Source organism: Ensifer sp. SSB1 (assembly GCF_016652895.1).
Classification (GTDB): Bacteria; Pseudomonadota; Alphaproteobacteria; order Rhizobiales; family Rhizobiaceae; genus Ensifer.
Map to the genome: position 1 here is coordinate 20,258 of NZ_JAEPRP010000011.1, position 20,338 is coordinate 40,595.

At 63.0% G+C, this 20,338-nt stretch carries 22 protein-coding genes; 13 read left to right on the forward strand and 9 right to left on the reverse strand.

All coding sequences use genetic code 11. The annotated features are described in order from the left end of the window. From pyrF to dnaN, 4 genes are all read right to left on the reverse strand, one after another. The coding region (gene pyrF, locus I8N66_RS04615; protein ID WP_291150205.1) for an orotidine-5'-phosphate decarboxylase at positions 1–374 on the reverse strand (374 nt) is incomplete at its 3' end. A gap of 3 nt (positions 375–377) precedes the next feature. Further along, entirely contained in the window at positions 378–965 is a 588-nt protein-coding gene (locus tag I8N66_RS04620) for a histidine phosphatase family protein (protein ID WP_291150207.1), read from the reverse strand. A gap of 4 nt (positions 966–969) precedes the next feature. Continuing rightward, positions 970–1,572 carry a phospholipid N-methyltransferase PmtA gene (pmtA, locus tag I8N66_RS04625; RefSeq protein ID WP_082615696.1) on the reverse strand — a complete coding sequence of 201 codons (603 nt, stop codon included), beginning with the start codon at positions 1,570–1,572 and terminating at the stop codon, positions 970–972. Between the two features lie 235 nt (positions 1,573–1,807). After that, positions 1,808–2,926, reverse strand: a complete 1,119-nt coding sequence (gene dnaN / locus I8N66_RS04630; protein ID WP_291150214.1) for a DNA polymerase III subunit beta — start codon at positions 2,924–2,926, stop codon at positions 1,808–1,810. A gap of 352 nt (positions 2,927–3,278) precedes the next feature. Here dnaN and rsmI point away from each other — a divergent pair, with 352 nt between their 5' ends. The 10 genes from rsmI to I8N66_RS04680 all read left to right on the forward strand — a co-directional run bounded on the left by rsmI (position 3,279) and on the right by I8N66_RS04680 (position 13,628). Further along, positions 3,279–4,208: a 16S rRNA (cytidine(1402)-2'-O)-methyltransferase gene (gene rsmI / locus I8N66_RS04635; RefSeq protein WP_291150217.1), complete on the forward strand. Its 930-nt coding sequence runs from the start codon at positions 3,279–3,281 to the stop codon at positions 4,206–4,208. Continuing rightward, positions 4,198–4,566 (forward strand): YraN family protein, encoded by a 369-nt coding sequence (locus I8N66_RS04640; protein WP_113536703.1) that lies wholly within the window; start codon positions 4,198–4,200, stop codon positions 4,564–4,566. Before rsmI ends, I8N66_RS04640 begins: the two co-directional genes overlap by 11 nt. A gap of 159 nt (positions 4,567–4,725) precedes the next feature. Next, on the forward strand, positions 4,726–6,024 hold the full coding sequence (locus I8N66_RS04645; protein WP_291150221.1) for an extracellular solute-binding protein: 1,299 nt from the start codon (positions 4,726–4,728) through the stop codon (positions 6,022–6,024). 5 nt (positions 6,025–6,029) lie between these two features. Further along, positions 6,030–7,034 (forward strand): ABC transporter permease subunit, encoded by a 1,005-nt coding sequence (locus I8N66_RS04650; RefSeq protein ID WP_291150224.1) that lies wholly within the window; start codon positions 6,030–6,032, stop codon positions 7,032–7,034. Positions 7,035–7,044: 10 nt separating this feature from the next. Further along, complete coding sequence (gene ugpE, locus I8N66_RS04655; protein WP_291150225.1) at positions 7,045–7,887, forward strand: sn-glycerol-3-phosphate ABC transporter permease UgpE; 843 nt, start codon at positions 7,045–7,047, stop codon at positions 7,885–7,887. A gap of 67 nt (positions 7,888–7,954) precedes the next feature. Then, positions 7,955–9,067 carry a sn-glycerol-3-phosphate import ATP-binding protein UgpC gene (locus tag I8N66_RS04660; RefSeq protein ID WP_113536700.1) on the forward strand — a complete coding sequence of 371 codons (1,113 nt, stop codon included), beginning with the start codon at positions 7,955–7,957 and terminating at the stop codon, positions 9,065–9,067. Further along, positions 9,064–10,053: an endonuclease/exonuclease/phosphatase family protein gene (locus I8N66_RS04665; RefSeq protein WP_291150227.1), complete on the forward strand. Its 990-nt coding sequence runs from the start codon at positions 9,064–9,066 to the stop codon at positions 10,051–10,053. Before I8N66_RS04660 ends, I8N66_RS04665 begins: the two co-directional genes overlap by 4 nt. 146 nt (positions 10,054–10,199) lie before the next feature. Beyond that, on the forward strand, positions 10,200–11,147 hold the full coding sequence (gene gshB, locus I8N66_RS04670; protein ID WP_291150229.1) for a glutathione synthase: 948 nt from the start codon (positions 10,200–10,202) through the stop codon (positions 11,145–11,147). Positions 11,148–11,363: 216 nt separating this feature from the next. Then, on the forward strand, positions 11,364–12,896 hold the full coding sequence (locus I8N66_RS04675; protein ID WP_291150230.1) for a YifB family Mg chelatase-like AAA ATPase: 1,533 nt from the start codon (positions 11,364–11,366) through the stop codon (positions 12,894–12,896). A 243-nt stretch (positions 12,897–13,139) separates the two neighbouring features. Further along, the gene (locus I8N66_RS04680) at positions 13,140–13,628 is read left to right on the forward strand and encodes an SRPBCC domain-containing protein (RefSeq protein WP_291150232.1); all 489 of its coding nucleotides are present in this window, start codon (positions 13,140–13,142) and stop codon (positions 13,626–13,628) included. A gap of 77 nt (positions 13,629–13,705) precedes the next feature. Here I8N66_RS04680 and cysK read toward each other — a convergent pair whose 3' ends face one another. Together cysK and I8N66_RS04690 are read right to left on the reverse strand one after the other, a co-directional pair. Next, positions 13,706–14,674 carry a cysteine synthase A gene (gene cysK, locus I8N66_RS04685; RefSeq protein ID WP_291150234.1) on the reverse strand — a complete coding sequence of 323 codons (969 nt, stop codon included), beginning with the start codon at positions 14,672–14,674 and terminating at the stop codon, positions 13,706–13,708. A 238-nt stretch (positions 14,675–14,912) separates the two neighbouring features. Further along, positions 14,913–15,530 carry a LysE family translocator gene (locus tag I8N66_RS04690; protein WP_291150235.1) on the reverse strand — a complete coding sequence of 206 codons (618 nt, stop codon included), beginning with the start codon at positions 15,528–15,530 and terminating at the stop codon, positions 14,913–14,915. Positions 15,531–15,704: 174 nt separating this feature from the next. Between I8N66_RS04690 and I8N66_RS04695 the strand changes: the two genes are divergently transcribed. Then, a complete protein-coding gene (locus I8N66_RS04695) occupies positions 15,705–16,337 on the forward strand; it encodes a LysE family translocator (RefSeq protein ID WP_113536694.1) in 633 nt (210 codons plus the stop codon). 39 nt (positions 16,338–16,376) lie between these two features. Here I8N66_RS04695 and I8N66_RS04700 read toward each other — a convergent pair whose 3' ends face one another. Next, positions 16,377–16,682, reverse strand: coding sequence for an NIPSNAP family protein (locus I8N66_RS04700; RefSeq protein ID WP_113536693.1), 306 nt, complete (start codon positions 16,680–16,682; stop codon positions 16,377–16,379). Then, the gene (locus I8N66_RS04705) at positions 16,679–17,593 is read right to left on the reverse strand and encodes a DMT family transporter (RefSeq protein WP_291150238.1); all 915 of its coding nucleotides are present in this window, start codon (positions 17,591–17,593) and stop codon (positions 16,679–16,681) included. Before I8N66_RS04705 ends, I8N66_RS04700 begins: the two co-directional genes overlap by 4 nt. Positions 17,594–17,723: 130 nt before the next feature. On the opposite strand from I8N66_RS04705, the gene I8N66_RS04710 reads away from it, so the two are divergent. Beyond that, positions 17,724–18,161 (forward strand): Lrp/AsnC family transcriptional regulator, encoded by a 438-nt coding sequence (locus I8N66_RS04710; protein ID WP_113536691.1) that lies wholly within the window; start codon positions 17,724–17,726, stop codon positions 18,159–18,161. A gap of 13 nt (positions 18,162–18,174) precedes the next feature. Here the strand turns inward: I8N66_RS04710 and dut are convergent, their stop codons facing one another. After that, complete coding sequence (gene dut, locus I8N66_RS04715) at positions 18,175–18,648, reverse strand: dUTP diphosphatase (protein ID WP_113536778.1); 474 nt, start codon at positions 18,646–18,648, stop codon at positions 18,175–18,177. 91 nt (positions 18,649–18,739) lie between these two features. On the opposite strand from dut, the gene I8N66_RS04720 reads away from it, so the two are divergent. Beyond that, on the forward strand, positions 18,740–20,323 hold the full coding sequence (locus I8N66_RS04720; protein WP_291150241.1) for a peptide chain release factor 3: 1,584 nt from the start codon (positions 18,740–18,742) through the stop codon (positions 20,321–20,323). The last annotated feature ends 15 nt before the right edge of the window (positions 20,324–20,338 follow it).

The following is a 20,338-nucleotide window of genomic DNA, read 5'->3' on the forward strand; positions in this document are numbered from 1 at the left end:
ACGTCCTGCTCGTCCATGGAGGTGAGCACCGTGACGCCGAGCAGGCAGAGATCGGAGCCTTTCGCAGCCTCGACGGCCGCCTTCATGGCCTTCGGATAGGCGTGCAGGGTCAGCATCGACATGCCCATCTTGACGATGTTCTCGACGCCCTTGGCAACCGTGTTGTCGATGTCGAGCAGCTTCATGTCGAGGAAGACCTTCTTGCCGCTCTTGGCAAGGTCGCGCGCGAACTCAAGCCCGCCGGCAAAGACCAGCTGATAGCCGATCTTGTAGAAGGAGACGTCGTTCCCGAGCGTCGACACGATCTTCTCGGCATCGGCGATCGTCGGAAGGTCGAGGCCCACGATCAGTCTGTCGCGCGCGGTTTCGGTCATCATCTAGATCCCCTGCCAGTGTTCCATCGGGGTCCAGTCGCATGCAACGGTTCGATCCGCAAGGCGGAAAGCGAAGACGTTGCCGCCGCCACCGCCCTTCTGGTCGGCCGCGCGAGAAATCGGCGCGCCGAGCAGGCGGCATTTCAGCAGCGTGCCGACGCCGCCATGGCCGACGAAAGCGATCGGGACCTTTGGATCATGGCCCTCGATCACGCGGAAAACTGCTTCCGAGATGCGGGTTTGGGCGTCGATCGCGCGCTCCCAGCCCCTAAAGCTCTCCGTCGGATGGGCGAAGAACCAGTCGGCCGCCTTCTCGAATTCCGGCGGCGGCAGGAAACCGGTGGCGGAGCGATCGTTTTCGCCCATGTCATGGTGGACCTCGACGGTCACGCCGGCCGCCTCGGCCAGCAGCTGCGCCGTCTCGGTGGCTTTGGTCTCGTCGCTCGAAACGATCCGTCCGAGCGAGCGCACCCAGGGCAACGCCGCGGTGATGACCGCGCGTTCGCGGCCAACAGCGGATAGTCCCCATTTGGGGACGGGCACATCCGGATCGATCTGGACCTGCGGATGGGTGACGTAGACGCCGAACATCGCGTCAGTGTGCCCGACGATAGACCCAGAGCTGCGCCGGCGGAATATTGCGCACGACGAAGTCGAGATGCTGGATGCTGTAGCGGTCCGGCATGGCAACGACCGGCGACAGCGGCCCGTAGGAAATCTGCACCACCGGCCGGCCGGCCGGAATGCGCGAGAGCAGGTCGTCGATCAGTTCGACGCGCCGATGCATCGGGAAGTTCAGGAGCGGCACCGCCGAGACGACGCTGTCGAAGGTCTGGCCCTTCAGTTCGCCAAGGGTGTGTTCCAGATCAAAGGCGTCGCCATTGACGAAGTTCACACCGGCGAAATTGGCCCGGAGCTGGTTATAGAAGTCGGTGGAATATTCGACCGAGACCAGGCTTGAAGCGGGCAGGCCGCGTTCCAGAATTGCCTTGGTGATGACACCCGTGCCCGGGCCCAGCTCAAGAACCGGCAGGCCCGAAGCGGGATTGATGACGCTCGCCATCCGGCGCGCGGTTATGGAAGAGGTCGGCAGGATCGCGCCGACAGCCTTGGCATTGCTCATCCATCCCTTGAAAAAGCGAATTTCCTCATCGAACTTCCGTCCGAGCCGTTCCTTCACCTTCACGCGCAAATTCATTGAACCCCTCAAAACCGTCGTCCTCTCCTCATGCGGGCCGCCCGTTGTGATTTCGCTCGTTGATTCGAGCCGATCCGGGTGGCGCCCATCATAATGTGTCCCCATCTGCGGCAAAAACAAGTCTGTCTGCGCCTGAAAGCGTCGCCTTATCAACAGCCGCCGGATGGATCGACCAACAAAAAACCCGCCACGCGCGGGCGTGACGGGTTGGCATTTCGCGCAGCGTCAGGCCCGGTTACACGCGCATCGGCATGAGCACGTAGAGTGCGTCTTCGGCGGCAAGGTCGCGAACGAGCGTCGGCGAGCCCGGATCGGCCAGCATGAAGATCGCATCGGTGCCGGTCAGCTGCGAGGTGATGTCGAGCAGGTACTTGGCGTTGAAGCCGATCTCGAGCGGATCGTGTTCGTAGCCGACGGGCAGCTCTTCGGTTGCACTGCCGGAATCCGGATTGTTGACCGTCAGCGTCATCTGGCCTTCGTTCAGCGCCAGCTTGACGGCGCGACCACGCTCCGACGAGATCGTCGATACACGGTCGACGGCCTGGGCGAAGGACTGGCAATCGACGCGCAATTCCTTGTCGTTGTTGGCCGGGATCACGCGCTGGTAGTCGGGGAAGGTGCCGTCGATCAGCTTCGAGGTCATGACGATCGAGCCGATGGTCAGGCGGATCTTGGCGTCCGAGACCTCGACGGTGACGACGAGTTCCGGATTGTCGAGCAGCTTCTGCAGCTCGCTGACGGTCTTGCGCGGGATGATGATGCCCGGCATGCCTTCGGAGCCGGACGGCGCTTCGACGTCGGCGCGGGCAAGGCGGTGGCCGTCGGTGGCGACGGCGCGCAGCTTCAGTTCACCCTTGCTCTCGACGGTGTGGACGAAAATGCCGTTGAGATAGTAGCGGGTTTCCTCGGTCGAGATCGCAAACTGGGTGCGATCGATCAGCATCTTGAGGTCAGTCGCCTTGAGGCGGAAGGAGTGCGAGAAGCTGCCGGCCGTCAGGTCCGGGAAGTCCGATTGTGGCAGGCACTGCAGCGAGAACTTCGAGCGGCCGGAGGCAACCGTCATTGCCGTGCCCTCGGCATTGGTGGCGAGCAGCACTTCCGAACCGTCGGGCAACTTGCGCACGATGTCATAGAGCAGATGCGCCGGCACGGTGGTCGCGCCCGCCTGCTCCACCTGCGCCGGGGTCGCCTCGGTGATTTCGAGGTCGAGGTCGGTCGCCTTCATCTCGAGGCTCGCGCCGTCGGAACGCAGGAGCACGTTCGAGAGGATCGGGATCGTGTTTCGCCGCTCCACCACGCGGTGCACGTGGTTCAGCGATTTCAGGAGGTTGGACCGCTCGAGAGTAATGCGCATGGGATGCCGCTTTCAACCATTGCCCGGCGGACGAGGCGCCCGCCTGAGCGTCAACTGCGAGTGTCCCGGCCGACGGACCGGAAAGATGTGGACCGGCAAAATGGCAGAAACAGCGCCCGGAAAGCAAGGGGTTTGAAGGCTTCTGTCCCCAGATGCGGCACGTAGCCCCGCTGCCTTGCCCTTGCTCTGTCATACGGGCTCACTCATAAAGACCGAACGAGAGCGGGATGAGGAAAAGTGCGTACGGTTTTCCGCCCGCGTCCCGCTTCAAGCAGCGGCATTTACGATTTCAGGTCGGACCGACCTGAAATCGTAAATCTAGGCATCGGCAAGCACGATCAGGACGTTACAGTTGGAAAAGCAGAAGACACCGGAACCGTCAGGCGGGCAGAGAGAGCGCAGCTATCGGCTGCACAATGTGAGCGTTCCGGCCCGCCCGCTCGATGCGGCGCTCTATCTGGTGGCAACCCCGATCGGCAATCTCGGCGATATCACTCTGCGTGCGCTGGAGACGTTGGCCGGTGCCGATGTGCTTGCCTGCGAGGACACACGGGTCACCCGCGTGCTGCTCGACCGCTACGGCATCGTGAACCGGCCCTATGCCTACCACGAGCACAATGCGGACGAGGCCGGCCCCCGGCTGCTTGCAGCGCTTGCCGAAGGGCGATCGGTAGCACTTGTCTCCGACGCCGGCACACCGCTCGTCTCCGACCCCGGCTACCGGCTGGGCCAGCTTGCGATCGAAGCCGGGCACCGCGTCGTGCCAATCCCGGGCGCCTCGGCGCCGCTCGCAGCGCTCGTCGGTTCCGGCCTGCCGAACGACGCTTTCCTCTTTGCCGGTTTCCTGCCGACTAAGGACAAGGCGAAACGCGATCGTCTCAGGGAGTTTGCGACCGTTCCCGCGACCATCATGTTCTTTGAATCGCCGCATCGGATCGCCGCGACGGTGATGGCGGCGGCCGAGGTGCTGGGTGAGGGCAGGCGCGCTGCCGTCTGCCGTGAGCTTACCAAGACCTTCGAGGAGTTCCGCCGCGGCACGCTCGGCGAGCTTGCCGACCATTATGAAGAGGCAGGGGCCGTGAAGGGCGAGATCGTGCTCGTCATCGGCCCGCCGGATGCAGCACCAGAACCGGAAGCGGCCGATGTCGACGCGCTGCTACAAAGCCTCGTCGCCGCCATGCCGGCCGGAAAGGCGGCAACCGAAGCCGCTCGCCAGACCGGCTTGCCGCGCAAGGAACTCTATGACCGGCTGCTGCAACTGAAGGAGCGCCATGACGACTGATGCGGGCGATCGGCGGAAGCTGAAGGCGCTCAGGCGGGGATACCTCGCCGAGTATCGCGCGGCGCTCTGCCTGTTGCTGAAGGGCTATCGCATTGTCGCCATGCGCCACCGCACCAAGCTCGGCGAGATCGACATCATCGCCCGGCGCGGCGATCTCATCGCCTGCGTCGAGGTCAAGGCCCGCCGCTCTGCTGATGAAGGCGTCTTCGCGGTGACGGCCACCGCGCAAAAGCGCATACGTGCCGCGAGCGATCTCTGGCTCGCCAAACAACCGGATTTCAACAGGCTTTCAGTACGTTACGATATCGTCACGGTGACGCCGTGGGCTTGGCCGCGGCATCTGCCGGATGCCTTCTGAGGCGGCGCGGCCGAGGAGGAAATGGTTGATGCGTTCCGTCCGCGCCTCGACTTGGAACATATTCTCGAATTTGTAATCGTTCCGACACAAAAGCGTAACCAGCCTGTCATTGAAGGTCACTAGTCCACTGCCATCCGTAATCCGGTGGAGAGGACAGTCATGTTCAAGAAGTTTTCGCTCGCAGCCCTTACTATTGCTTTTTCCGCAACGTCGTCGTTTGCCGCAACCAACATCACCTGGTGGCACGGCATGGCCGGCCGCAACGGCGAAGTCATCAATGAAGTTTCCAAGAAGTTCAACGAAGCCCAGAGCGCCTGTGCGCTGACCCCGGTTTCGAAGGGCACCTATGAAGAGGCGCTCGCATCCGGCATCGCCGCTTTCCGCTCGGGCGAACAGCCGAACATCCTGCAGGTCTTCGACGCCGGCGCCGCCACCATCATCAACGCCAAGGGCGCGGTCATCCCGGCCGAGGACCTGATCATCAAGGCCGGCCACAACTTCGACCGCAACGCTTTCATCGATGGCGTGCGCTACTTCTACGCCGACAGCGAAGGCAAGTTCGTCGGCATGCCGTTCAACTCGTCGGCGCCGATCATGTACATCAACGACGAGGCGCTCAAGAAGGCCGGCGTCGAAGCGCCGAAGACCTGGGAAGAGTTCGAGGCCGTTGCCCCGAAGCTGAAGGAAGCCGGCTACATCCCGCTCGTCCAGTCGCAGCTCACCTGGCAGTTCACCGAGAACTTCTTCTCGCGCAACAACATCCAGTTCGCCACCAACAACAACGGTTATGACGCCGTCGTCGACACGCAGCTGAAGGTCACCGACCCGAACCTCGTCATGATGTTCGACAAGCTGAAGGCCTGGAAGGATGAGGGCTACTTCGCCTTCTACGGCGCCGGCTGGAACGACAACCAGAAGGTCTTCGAAGAAGGCAAGGCCGCCTTCTGGATCGGTTCGTCGGGCTCCTTCGGCGGCCTGCAGAAGACCGCCCAGATGCCGTTCTCGGCAACCTTCCTGCCCTACTGGGGCTCGATCAAGGGTGCGGGTACCAACTCCTTCATTGGTGGTGCGGCCCTCTTTGCCATGTCCGGCAAGTCGGATGAAGAAAACAAGTGCGTCGCCGACTTCTTCCAGTTCCTGACCTCGCCCGAGATCCAGTACTTCTACCACAAGGCCACCGGCTACGTTGCCATCACCAAGGCAGCCTACGAGCTCGCCCAGAAGGATGGCTACTACAAGGAGAAGCCGGTCGCTGAAGTCGGCATCAAGCAGCTCATGCTGCCGGCCGGCGACTGGTCGAAGGGCTACCGCCTCGGCTTCTATCCGCAGATCCGAGAAATCATGGAACGCGAATACGGCCGCATCTTCTCGGGCGAAACGACCGTCAAGGACGCTTTCGACACGATTGAGAAGGAAGGCAACGAGCTGCTCGCTCGTTTCGCCAAGACCGCCGGCTGATCTCCATGTCGACCGCGACAGATCTCCTCCCCGCAGCGCGGGGAGGAACCGGAACCCGGACCGGGAGGCGTCGCTTCGGCGCCTTCCGGTTTTTCGGTGGCCAGTCGAGTGGCGAAGGGGAAAGTGCTGCCAAGCGCGTGCAGTTCTCCTCGCCGTTCCTGCCCTACCTCTTCCTCGCGCCGCAGCTCGCGATCATCTTCATTTTCTTCTACTGGCCGTCGGTCCAGGCGATCCAGTCGTCCTTCTATCTCGAGGACCCCTTCGGCTTCGGCTCGACCTTCGTCGGCATGACCAACTATACCGACGTGCTGAAGTCGGGCGAATATCTCGGCATTGCCCGCTTTACCGCCGTCTTCACGGCGCTGGTGACATTCTTCGCGCTGTCGATCGGCCTGCTGCTGGCCGTCAAGGCGGATGGCGTCATCCGCGGCAACGCGGCCTACAAGACGCTGCTCATCTGGGTCTATGCCATCGCGCCGCCGGTCGCCGGCCTCATCGGCATGATGTTCTTCGATCAGCATATCGGCCCGATTGTCGAGCTCGCCCGCTGGTTCGGCTGGGACATCAAGGTTGGCCTGAACTACTTCGACACCGCGTTTTCCATGGTGGTCGTCTCGGTGTGGAAGCAGATCCCCTATAATTTCATCTTCTTCCTCTCAGGGCTTCAGGGCATTCCGGTCTCGGTGCGCGAGGCAGCGGCGATCGATTGCCGCTCCGGCTTCCGCCGCTTCTGGACCGTCATCCTGCCGCTGCTCGCGCCGACCGCCTTCTTCCTTTTGATCATCAACGTCACCTATGCGCTGTTCGACACTTTCGGCGTCATCGACGTGATGGTGAAGGACAAGGCCGCCAACAATCCGATCACCCTTGTCTACAAGGTCTACATGGACGGTTTCCGCGGCAACGATCTCGGCGGCTCGTCAGCCCAGTCGGTGATCCTGATGCTGATCGTCTTCGTGCTCACCATCTTCCAGTTCCGCTTCATCGAGCGGCGCGTGCATTACAACTGAGGTGGGGCCGATGTATCGCACCAAGATTTTCGACCACGTCATTCTGCTCTTCGGCGTCTTCATCATGGTGGCGCCGGTTGTCGTCGCCTTCATGACCTCGACGCACGAGGCGGCCGATATCCATCGCAACGGCCTCAGCCTCACCTGGGGCGGCCATTTCGTCGAGACCTACCAGACGGTCCTGACACGCGAGGGCGGCTTCACCGGCAAGATCACCGGCTTCAACATGATGCTGAACTCGATGATCCTCGGCCTGGGCTTTGCCGTCGGCAAGATCGTGCTGTCGATGATGGCAGCCTACGCACTGGTCTATTTCCGCTTTCCGCTCGCGACCTTCTTCTTCTGGGTGATCTTCACCACGCTGCTTCTGCCACTCGAAGTGCGCATCCTTCCGTCCTACGAAGTGATGAACACGCTGAAGCTGACGAACACCTATACCGGTTTGATCGTACCACTCCTGGCGTCGGCGACCGGCACCTTCTACTTCCGGCAATTCTTCAAGTCGGTACCGGACGAGCTCCTGGAGGCGGCGCGCATCGACGGTGCCGGACCCTTCAAGTTCTTCGTCGACGTGCTCGTGCCCCTGTCGCGCACCATGATGGCGGCGATCTTCATCATCATGTTCGTCTACGGCTGGAACCAGTATCTCTGGCCCACTTTGATGACCACCGACGAAGGCTTCTTCACGCTGGTGCGCGGCATCAAGCAGATCCTGCTCGTCTGGGTCGGCTCGAACATCCCCGACTACAACGAGGCCTTTGCGCTGGCGATCCTCGCCATGCTGCCGCCTGTGATGATCGTCGTGATCTTCCAGCGCTGGTTCATCAAGGGCCTGACCGAAAGCGACAAGTAAGCGGAGCGGCGGCGGGACAAAAGGTCCCGCCCGCTTCTGAAACGACACCAAATTTACGGAGGCAGCCATGGCGGCCATTACCATCGCCGAGGTCTCGAAGATCTATCACGGCAATGTCGAGGCGGTGAAATCCGTCTCGATCGACATCGAGGACGGCGAATTCATCGTGCTGGTCGGCCCGTCCGGCTGCGGCAAGTCCACGCTCCTGCGCATGGTCGCTGGCCTTGAAACGATCTCCAAGGGCACGGTCACGATCGGCTCGCGCGTGATCAACGACGTCGATCCGGCCGAGCGCGATATCGCCATGGTCTTCCAGAACTACGCGCTCTATCCGCACATGACTGTTTACGACAACCTCGCCTACGGCCTGAAGAACCGGAAGACCCCGAAGGCCGAGATCGACGCCCGTGTCGCCGATGCCGCACGCATGCTGGAGATTGAGCCCTATCTTTCCCGTAAACCCCGCGCGCTCTCCGGCGGCCAGCGCCAGCGTGTCGCCATGGGCCGCGCCATCGTGCGCAAGCCGGCGGCCTTCCTGTTCGACGAGCCGCTTTCCAACCTCGATGCCAAGCTGCGCGTCTCCATGCGCGGCGAGATCAAGCGCCTGCAGAAGCGTCTCGGCACGACCTCGCTCTATGTCACCCACGACCAGCTCGAGGCGATGACGCTTGCCGACCGCCTGGTAGTCCTGAATGGCGGCCGCATCGAGCAGATCGGCCGGCCGCTGGACGTCTATCACCGTCCGGCCTCGACCTTCGTTGCGAGCTTTATCGGCTCGCCGGCGATGAACCTGATCAAGGGACACATCGAAGGCGGCAGCCTGCAGATCGGCCTCTACCGGATAGACCTCGCCGGCCGCGCGCCGGTGGAGGGCGCTGTGACCGTTGGCCTGCGCGCCGAGGATCTCCGGCTTGCCGGTGTCGGCGAAGACGCGATGCTGTTCCAGGTCGACTATGTCGAGGAGCTGGGCGCCCAGCGGCTCGTGCATGGCACCGTCGAGGGCCAGGCCCTCACCATCGCGCTGTCGCCGGAAACGCCGCTGTCGGGCGATCTCGCTGTAACCATCGCCGTCGACCGCCTGCATTTCTTCTCGCCGGAGACTGGCAAGCGGCTGGAGCGCGGCACGTCGTTTGCGGGCGAAGCCTCGGCGCAGACCCTTCGCCTGGAGACCGCATCGTGATCTTTGAAATCGTAGAGCAGCTAGCCGTTCCCTCGCTCGAACTGCGCGAGGGATTTGCGTCGATCGTGCGCACCATTGCGGCCCATGACGCCGCCATGGGCGCACGCCCGGAGATGAACAGCATCGAGGTCGGCGGCACGCCTTCGTCGGATACGCCGCTCGCCTTTCCGTTCACCGTTGCTGCCTGGAACCTGGAACGCTGCCTGTTCCCGGCGGAAAGTGCCGCGCATCTGGCCGCAACGAATGCTCCGGTCGTCCTGCTTTCGGAAATGGACAACGGTATGGCCCGCACCGGCCAGCGTCACCCAACCGCCGAAGTCGCCGAAACGCTCGGCATGCACTATGCCTATGGCATCGAGTTCATCGAGCTTGGCCTCGGCTCCGACACCGAGCGCGAGTTCTGCGAGGATGATTTCAACGCCAAAGGGTTTCACGGCAATGCGCTGATGGCATCGGTGCCGCTCGGCCGTCCGTTCCTGCTGCGCCTCTGGGGCGAACGCCTCTGGTTCACCGATAGCGAACAGCCGCGCCTTGGCGAGCGCTTTGCGATCGGCGCCGTCATCGAGACCGAGGCGGGGTCCTTCGTCGCCGTCTCCACTCATCTCGAAAGCGCAACGACCGCCGTCTATCGCGAGCGCCAGGTCAAGGAATTGATCGATGCCCTCGACGAGACTTTCCCGGGCCTGCCGGTGCTGATCGGCGGCGATCTGAACACCGGCAACCACGCCGGCGGCGACTTCGAGGCCGAAGGCCTCTTTGCCGTCAGTGCCGCACGCGGCTTTACCCGCCACGGCGGCTCGCTCGACATCATGACCACGCGTCCGAGCCTCATCACCCGCTGGCCGGATCGGGCGATGAAGCTCGACTGGTTCCTTTCCCGCGGTCTGAAAATTGGCGAGACCCGCATCATCCCGTCGCTCGACGAAACCGGCCGGCCGCTTTCGGACCACGATCTCATCACCTGCGCCATTGAGGGCTTTGAATAGGCTCGCCTCTCCTTGCCTAAGGCGCGCCCGCATTCTACATGTCGAGGGCTTTGCCAGTGCGGCAGAGGGCAGCGGTTTTCCGTCCTCTTCCGTTCCGGTAGTTTGAAATCGATCACGGCTGTCCGTGATCCATGAGGGATGGGTAGATGGCGAAAATCGTCAATGTCGGGGTCCAGATGGACCATGTCTCGGGCATCAACATCGAGGGGGATTCCACTTTCGCCATGAGCCTCGAGGCACAGTCGCGCGGCTATCGTCTCTTCCACTATACGCCTGAGAAACTGTCGCTGCGAGACGGCAAGGTCTATGCGAGCGCGCAGCAGATGACGCTGCGCGACGTCAAGGGCGATCACTTCACGCTTGGCGAAGCCGAGCGCGTCGATCTTTCGACGATGGACGTCATCCTGCTCCGCCAGGATCCGCCCTTCGACATGGCCTACATCACCTCGACGCATCTTCTCGAGCGCCTGCATCCGAAGACGCTGGTCGTCAATGATCCGGCCTGGGTGCGCAATTCGCCGGAAAAGATCTTCGTCACCGAGTTTGCCGACCTGATGCCGAAGACGCTGATCACCCGCGACCCCGCCGAAATCGCCAGCTTCCGCCAGGAGATGGGCGACATCATCCTGAAGCCGCTCTACGGCAATGGCGGCGCCGGCGTTTTCCATTCGACGCGCGACGATCGCAACCTCTCTTCTCTTCTGGAAATGTTCGGCCAGATGTTCCGCGAGCCCTTCATTGCCCAGGAATACCTGCCGGCGGTGCGCAAGGGCGACAAGCGCATCCTGCTCGTCGATGGCGAGCCGGTGGGCGCCATCAACCGCGTTCCGGCCGACCATGACGCCCGCTCCAACATGCATGCCGGCGGCCGCCCGGAGCCGACCGAACTGACGGCGCGCGAGAAGGAAATCTGCGCGCGCATTGCGCCGGCACTCAAGGAGCGCGGCTTCCTCTTCGTCGGCATCGACGTTATCGGCGACTACATGACCGAGATCAACGTGACCTCGCCGACCGGCATCCGCGAAGTCAAGAAGTTCGGCGGCGCCGATGTCTCCAGCCTGCTTTGGGACGCGATCGAACGCAAGCGCGCCTGATCGGCGCTAGCGTGTAATCTGCCTCCGGTGGATCAAGCGTGCCGCGGGTCTTTGCCCGCGGCCGTTTTCTGGAACGGCCCCTTGCCGGTGCGTCCACTCCTCTCAAATGTTCTGTTATTGTTCTTGTTTTTGTGCGCGATCCGTGCAAGGCTTCTGTCTGCAACCCTGGGCGGTTGCGGCGCCCGATAGCCGGGCTGCCTGGGCGAGGGGGCAAGCATGGTCGCGCGCGTCAGCACGGTGGCATTTCAGGGTATCGAGGGACTGCCTGTTGACGTGCAGGTGATGGTCGCGCCGGGCAAGGTCGGCATGCAGATCGTCGGCCTGCCGGACAAGGCTGTCGCCGAAAGCCGCGAGCGGGTACAGGCCGCGTTGCATGCCTCCGGTCTCGCCCTGCCGGCTAAGCGGGTCACCGTCAATCTCGCGCCCGCCGACCTGCCGAAGGAAGGCAGCCATTTCGACCTCGCCATCGCACTCGGGCTGATGGCAGCCCTCGGCGCCATCCCCGGCGATGCACTGGCGCCATACGTTGTGATCGGCGAACTCAATCTCGATGGCACCATTGCCGCAGTTGCCGGTGCGCTTCCTGCGGCAATCGGCGCCAATGCGCTCGGCAAAGGGCTGATCTGCCCGGCCGAAAGCGGACCCGAGGCGGCCTGGGCCGGGGCCGAGATCGATATCCTGGCGCCGCGCAGCCTGATCGCCATCGCCAACCATTTCCGCGGCACGCAGGTGCTTTCGCGGCCGGAGGCCGCAATCCGCTCGGGCGCATCTAACCTGCCCGACCTCGCCGATATCAAGGGCCAGGGGAGCGCCAAGCGCGCGCTTGAGGTGGCCGCTGCCGGCAACCACAATCTCTTGATGGTTGGCCCGCCCGGATCAGGCAAGTCGATGCTCGCCGCCCGCCTGCCGTCGATCCTGCCGCCGCTCAATCCGGCCGAGCTTCTCGAAGTCTCGATGATCCATTCGATCGCCGGGCAACTGCCGGGCGGCAAGCTGTCGGACCGGCGGCCGTTCCGCACGCCGCACCACTCCGCGACCATGGCGGCCATGGTCGGTGGTGGCTTGCGCGCCAAGCCCGGCGAGGCCTCGCTCGCCCATAACGGCGTGCTGTTCCTCGACGAGTTTCCGGAATTCTCGCCGCAGGTGCTCGACGCGCTGCGCCAGCCGCTCGAGACTGCCGAATGCATCATCGCCCGCGCCAATCACCGGGTGAGCTATCCCGCCGCGATCCAGCTCGTTGCCGCCATGAATCCCTGCCGCTGCGGGATGGCCGGCGAGCCCGGCCGCAGCTGCGCCCGCGGGCCGCGCTGCATGTCCGACTATCAGGCGCGTATCTCCGGTCCGCTGATGGACCGCATCGATATCCGCATCGACGTGCCGGCCGTCAGCGCCGCCGATCTGCTGAAGCCGGCGGCGGCCGAAATCAGTGAGGTCGTTGCGCGTCGTGTCGCTCGCGCCCGTGCCATGCAGATCGACCGCTTTGCCGTCCTCGGCCGCGCGGACCTGACCAGCAATGCCCGCGCGTCGACCTCGCTGATCGAGAAGATCGCAGCACCCGACGCGGCGGGGCTGCAGCTTCTGCGGGATGCGGCAGAAAAGATGAAATTCTCCGCCCGAGGTTACCATCGTGTGCTGAAGGTCGCCCGCACCCTCGCCGATCTCGACGGTGCCGCAACGGTCGGCCGTATTCATCTTGCCGAAGCGATTTCCTATCGGATCGCCGGCGAGCGGCTGCAGGCGGCGGCATAGCGATCGCCCCAGTGCGGCAATCGATCCATGTTTTCTTGTTTTGAGGTTCCGACACTATGTTCTCCCCCAGGCATAGCCGCTGCTCGAAACGCTTGGACGGGCTGATCAGTCTTGTGATGGACGGGTCTTTCCCGGGTCAGCGCCGCGCTTGTCGATCTCGCGCGATGCGGATGAGCTGTATCTCACCGCCGCCGCAAACTCCGGTACAATCATCCTTGAATTAGCCGACAGGGAGTGAACCGCATGACGGATGCATCAGACGGCAGAAGAATCGATCGCGCCGAACGTCTGATCAAGGCGCCACCATCAGTCATCTATGCCGCGCTCATCGATCCCGTTGCCGTTGCTGTCTGGTTGCCGCCCGAAGGCATGAAGGGGCAGGTGCGTACTTTTGAGCCCCATGTCGGCGGCCTCTTCCGCATGGAGCTGATCTACGACGCGCCGGACGACAGGACGCAGGGCAAGAGCTCGGAGGACACCGACATTGTTTCTGGCCGCTTCGTCGCGTTGGAGCAGGATCGGTGCGTGGTGCAGGAGACCGAGTTTCAATCCGACGATCCGGCCGTTGCCGGGACGATGCGGATCACCTGGGCGCTGGAGCCGCTGGCAGATGGCACCCACGTCAGGGTCACCTGCGAGAACGTGCCGGAGGGGATTTCCAAGGAGGATCACGACGCCGGCCTTCGCTCGACGCTCGCCAAACTCGCTGGCTTCACCGAGCAGGCTGGCTGAAGCGGGGCTGCCGGCCGCAAGGCAGAACGAAAAAAGGGCGCCCTCGGCGCCCTTACGGAACGTTGGAGAGCAGTGGACTAACCACCCAGACCCTCGAACAGCACCGTCGAGAGATAGCGCTCGGCAAAGGATGGGATGATGACGACGATGGTCTTGCCGGCATTTTCCTCGCGCTGGCCGACCTCGATCGCGGCGGTCAGTGCTGCGCCTGCAGAAATACCGACCGGCACGCCTTCAAGTCTTGCGACGAGGCGGGCGGCCTCGATCGCTTCAGTGCTGTTGACCGTGACGATCTCGTCATAGACCGTGGTGTCGAGGATCGCAGGGGCGAAGCCCGCGCCGATGCCCTGGATCTTGTGCGGCCCGGGATTGCCGCCGGAAAGCACGGGAGATTCCTCCGGCTCGACGGCGATGACCTTGATCGACGGCTTGCGCGCCTTCAGCACCTGGCCGGCGCCGGTAATCGTGCCGCCTGTGCCGATGCCGGACACGAAGATGTCGACAGCACCGTCGGTGTCGTTCCAGATTTCCTCTGCCGTCGTCCTGCGGTGAATTTCCGGATTGGCCGGGTTTTCGAACTGTTGCGGAATAATCGCGTCCGGCAACGTCTCGACCAGTTCCTGCGCCTTGGCGATCGCGCCCTTCATGCCCTTCGCGCCTTCAGTCAGCACCAGTTCGGCGCCGAACAGAGCCAGCATCTTGCGCCGCTCGACTGACATGGTCTCCGGCATGGTGAGGATCAGCTTGTAGCCCTTGGCGGCGGCGACGAAGGCGAGCGCGATGCCGGTATTGCCCGAGGTCGGCTCGATCAGCGTCGTGCGGCCGGGTGTAATCTTGCCTTGCGCTTCCAGGCTCTCGATCATCGCCACGCCGATGCGGTCCTTGACCGAGGCGATCGGGTTGAAGAATTCGAGCTTGGCGAGCAGGTTCGCCTTGACGCCCTTTTCCTTGGCAAGCTTGTCCAGTCGCACGATGGGCGTGTCGCCGATCGTTTCCGTGATCGAGGAATAGACGCGGCCGCGGCCGGGCTTGCGTGTGTCGGACATCGGTTTCTCCCTTGGGCGTGAACTCTTGGCCTAAAGCATGTCGCACAAAAGTGTGCAGCGGTTCTGTGATAACGACATGCGAAAAACCATAAACTTGAAGCGCGGCGAGCAGATCTGAATATCGCGACGCGCTTTAAGAATAGGAACAATGGCCGCGCAATTCCAGAACGGCAAACACAGAGCGACGATCCGCCGAAGGAAAAACCACCGGCGAAGTCGTTGTTCGGGAAAAGTTTTTTCAGCTCGCGCGGACGGCGATGTAGGCGGCCGTTCCGGCGAGCACGCTGGCGGCAACGCGGTTCAGCGCCTTCAGTGCCTTGGGTTGCTTGAGCAGAAGGCGTGCGCGTGCGGCGAGCAACATGTAGGGAACGAGCACTGACAGGAGCACAAGGAAGGTTGCGGTCAGCAGCAGGCCGTAGTCGCGCGGGCCGATCGCCGCGATGTCGATCAGCGTCGGCACCAGCGCCACATAAAACAGCATCGTCTTCGGGTTTCCGAGCGTGACGAGCAGGCCGGAGAGGAAGGACATCGCCGCATTCGTCGAGGGCTTCGCCTTGATATCCTCGGGCAGCAGCCCCGCGGTCCAGAGCTTCCAGGCGATATAGCCGAGATAGAGGACGCCGGCGAGTTTTACCACCAGGAAGAGGGTGGTGAAGGTCTGGGCGATCAGCGCCAGCCCGAGCACGACCGCCGTCAGGTAGATCATGTCGCCGAGGATGACGCCGAGACCCATGAAGAAGGTTTCGCGAAAGCCGGAGCCGAGAGCGCGCGCAACGAGCGCCGTCACGCCGGGGCCTGGGATGGCTGCAGCGATGAAGAGCGCGCCGCTATAGGCGATAAGGGCCGCGAGCGTCATGGGACTTCCTTCCGATGGTGATGCCGGTTTCTAGCGCAAACGGCGCGAAAAGGGAAATCAAAGAGTGACGACCAATGGCACGCGGCGACAAAATTGATCCGGTGACAAGTCTCGCATTGTCCGCTGGCGCCGGATCGGTAGAGCTTGCAGAAAACGAGCGAAAGGCGCCTCTCCATGCCCGAGTTGAAAGACATGATCGGCTTTGCCCTGCTTGCTCTCGGCATGGTGCTGACGCCGGGGCCAAACATGATCTACCTGATCTCGCGATCGATCAGTCAGGGGCCGGGTGCCGGCTTGATCTCGCTCGGTGGCGTGGCGCTCGGTTTCGTCGTCTACATGGTCTCGGCCGCGCTCGGTATCACCGCACTCCTGTTGGCGGTGCCCTTCGCCTATGACGCCCTTCGGATCGCCGGCGCCGGCTATCTGCTCTATCTCGCCTGGCAGGCTGTGCGGCCCGGTGGGCGTTCGCCTTTTCAGATCAAGCATTTGCCGAAGGATGGGCCGAAGAAGCTGTTCGCCATGGGGTTTCTGACGAGCCTGCTCAATCCCAAGGTGGCGGTGCTCTACCTCTCGCTGCTGCCCCAATTCATCCGGCCTGAGCTTGGCAACGTGCTTGGCCAGTCGCTGGTCTTCGGCTCGATCCAGATCATGACCAGCGTCACCGTCAACGCGATGATTGCGCTTGCGGCCAGCGGCATCGCCGCCTTCCTCGCCGGTCGGCCACTGTTCATGGTGGTGCAGCGCTGGGCGATGGGGACGGCGCTGTTCGGCTTTGCGCTGAGCATGGCGTCGGAGGCACGGCGCTAACGCGCGCTTGCCGATGCCTCTCTCAAGCCCGGAGCTGGCCTACTCGAAAACCGGCCGCATGAAGCTGCGCTCGTAGCTGACGATGCAGCGCGTCTTTTCGGCATAGGCGAAGGCTTCCTGGCATTCCGGATCCGCAGCCATCTCCTTGCGGTAGGTCTCGTAGGCGGCAAGGCTCGGAAAGCTGAACAGCGCAAGCGCGATGTTGTTCGCCCCTTCATGCGGCAGGAAGTAGCCGTGATGCGTGCCGCCGAGGCGGTTGACCAGCGGTATCCAGAGCTTGGCATAGTGCTCGAACTCGGCCGCTTTATATGGGTCGATGACGTATTTCAGGTAGCAGGTGATCATGCAGTTCTCCCTTCGCGCTTACGCTTGATAAAAGAGGGCAGGCGAAGTTGCCAGCCGAGATTCATGCCCGCGGCGGCAATCAGGATCGCAATCGAGCCGAGGATCTGGATCGGCTGCAACTGGTGGCCGAAGGCAATGCGGTCGACGACGATCGCAGCGATCGGATAGATGAAGGAAAGCGCTCCGGTCATATGCGTCGGCAGTCGCTGGATCGCGCCGTAGAGCAGCACATACATCAGCCCGGTGTGGATGACGCCGACGGTGACGAGGATCGACCATTGCGCCCCTCCGGACGGGGCAGGGGCCGCAAGCGCCATCGGCGCCAGCATCAGGGTGCCGGTGATCACCTGGATCAGTGCGATCAGATGCGGCGGCGTGCCCTTGAGCAGCTTCGTCGCAATCGCCGCGATCGCATAGAAGAAGGCGGCGCCGATCGAAAGGGCGACGCCGATCAGATAGCTCTCCGGCGCGAAACCTTGGCCGGGCTTGGCCGCGATGATCGCGAGCATGCCGGCAAAGGAGACCGAGAGCCAGAAGATCTTGGTGGTGGTGATCCTCTCGCCGAGAAACAGCGCGCCGAGCCCCAGGAGCATGAAGGGCTGGGTATTGTAGACCATGGTCGCGATCGAGATCGAGGCATGGGAATAGGCGGCAAAGAGCAGCAGCCAGTTGACGACGATCGCGATGCCTCCAAGGACGGAAAGCAGCAGCATCCGCCGGCTGAAGTGGCGACGGTCGAGCAGCCCAAGCGCCCAGGCGATGGCAAAGAGCGTCACCGCCCCGAAGACGCAGCGCCAGAACACGACGCTCGTTACCGGCTGTCCGGACAGCAGCACGAACCAGCCGATGGTCCCGGAGATCAGCATTGCTGCCGTCATCTCGATGCTGCCGCGTTTGAGTTCGGTGTTCATGATGCTGCTCCATGTTGATGATCGGAGAATAGCTGGAGCCTGCCGCCTTTCCCATGGATGTAAGAAGGCAATTGTGCTAGATTGCCTAATTATCGAAGTTCTGTTTGCTGTTGTGACTTATGGTGCCGTGATGTTGGACGAGATTGACCGACGAATCCTCGACATTCTTGCCGCCAATGCACGGGTGTCGCTGAAGGAGCTGGCGCAGGAGTCCGGGCTATCCTCGCCGAGTGCCGCGGATCGCCTGCGCAAGCTGGAAGAGCGCGGCATTCTCGATGGCTTTACCATTGCGCTTAATCCGGTGAAGGTCGGCTATCCCCTGCAGGCGGTCATCCGCGTGCGGCCGATGCCGGGCATGCTGCACATTGTCGAGCGGCTGATCCAGGACACGCCCGAGATCGTCGAATGCGACAAGGTCACCGGCGACGATTGCTTCATCGCCAAGCTCTTCGTGCGCGACATGGCGCAGCTCGACACGATCCTCGACCGCATTGCCGAGAAGGCGCAGACCAACACCTCGATCGTCAAGTCGTCGCCGGTCAAGCGGCGCCTGCCGCCGCTGGTTTAATGGGAAGTCCGGCTTAAACGCCGGTTGAGCCGAAGCCGCCGGCGCCGCGTGCCGTCTCGCTGGCCCCGTCTGCCTCGCGGACCGCAACCTGGGTCACGGGCGCGATCACCATCTGGGCAATGCGCATACCGCGCTCGATGAGGAAATCTTCATCGCCGAGATTGACGAGCAGCACCTTCACTTCGCCGCGATAGTCGCTGTCTATGGTGCCGGGCGTGTTGAGGCAGGTGATGCCGTGTTTGAAGGCAAGGCCCGAGCGCGGGCGGATCTGCGCTTCGTAGCCAGCGGGGACTTCGAAAATGAAACCTGACGGCACCAGGGCGCGCTTGCCCGGGGTGAGCATGAGCGGCCGGTCTGCGGGAACGGCGGCCCGCAAATCCATGCCGGCGGCGCCTGCGGTCTCGTAGGCTGGAAGCTCCAGGCCTTCGCCGTGCGGCAGGCGAACGAGGTTGAGGGTCGGGCGGGATAGGGAAGGGTGCGTGCTCATGCCCGCATAAGCCGGGCCGCGGGCGCCGCGGTCAATTGCATAATCGGGGCCGAGCCTGTAAAGGACGCGGCAACTCACAGGATTTTACGACATGGCTGAAACTCTCGCCGAGGCGGTCTCCCGCCGCCGCACATTTGCGATCATTGCGCACCCGGACGCCGGTAAGACCACGCTCACGGAAAAGTTGCTGCTGTTCGGCGGTGCTATCCAGCTCGCCGGTGAGGTCAAGGCCAAGAAGGATCGCATTCAGACCCGCTCGGACTGGATGAAGATCGAGCGTGAGCGCGGCATCTCGGTCGTCACCTCGGTGATGACCTTCGAGTATGGCGGCAACGTCTTCAACATTCTCGATACGCCCGGTCACGAAGACTTCGCCGACGATACCTACCGCACCCTGACGGCGGTGGATGCGGCCGTCATGGTCATCGACGCCGCCAAGGGTATCGAGCCGCGCACGCTGAAGCTCTTCGAAGTCTGCCGCATGCGCGACATTCCGATCATTACCTTCGTCAACAAGATGGACCGTGAAAGCCGCGATCCCTTCGAGATCCTGGACGAGGTCGAGGGAAAGCTGGCGCTCGACTGCGCGCCGGTGACCTGGCCGATCGGGCGCTCGAAGACCTTCTGCGGCTCCTACAACCTCGCCGACAACACCGTGCGCGGGTCCGACACGCAGGAAATCCCGACCAAGGTCAACGGCCCGGAGATGGCCTCCCATCGCCTGCCGGAAAACGAGCGCGACGCCTTCACCGAAGAGCTGATGCTGGCGATCGAGGCCTGCAAGCCCTTCGACAAGAAGGCTTTCCTCGAAGGTCACCTGACGCCTGTCTTCTTCGGCTCGGCACTGCGCAACTTCGGTGTGCGCGACCTCATCAATGCGCTCGGCGACATCGCGCCGCCGCCGCGCGACCAGGTGGCGGATGTCCGCACGGTGCATGCGACCGATGACAAGATGACGGCCTTTGTCTTCAAGATCCAGGCCAACATGGACCCGAACCATCGCGACCGCATCGCCTTTGCCCGCGTCTGCTCCGGCAAGCTCGAGCGCGGCATGAAGGCACGCCTGTCGCGCACCGGCAAGCAGCTGGGCCTCAGCGCCCCGCAGTTCTTCTTCGCCTCGCAGCGCCAGCTCGCCGACACGGCTTACGCCGGCGACGTCGTCGGCATCCCGAACCATGGTACGCTCCGCATCGGCGACACGCTGACCGAGGGTGAGCCGCTGGTGTTTCAGGGCGTGCCGAACTTCTCACCGGAAATCCTGCGCCGCGTGCGCCTGGAAGACGCGATGAAGGCGAAGAAGCTGAAGGAAGCGCTGCAGCAGATGGCCGAAGAGGGCGTCGTGCAGCTGTTCTCGCCGGAAGACGGCTCGCCGGCCATCGTCGGCGTCGTCGGTGCTCTGCAGCTCGACGTGTTGAAGGAGCGCCTGCAGGCAGAATACGGCCTGCCGGTATCCTTCGAAATGTCGCGCTTCTCCGTCTGCCGCTGGATTTCCTCCGATCAGCCGGCCGAACTCGACAAGTTCGTCACGGCACGGCGCGGTGACATCGCCCGCGATCTCGACGGCGACCCGGTGTTCCTCGCACAGGACAGCTTCTCGCTTCGCTATGAGGCGGAGCGCTATCCGGCGATCAAGATGGTTGCGATCAAGGAATATCACGTCGCCAAGGCGGCCTGATCGATTTCCCTCCGG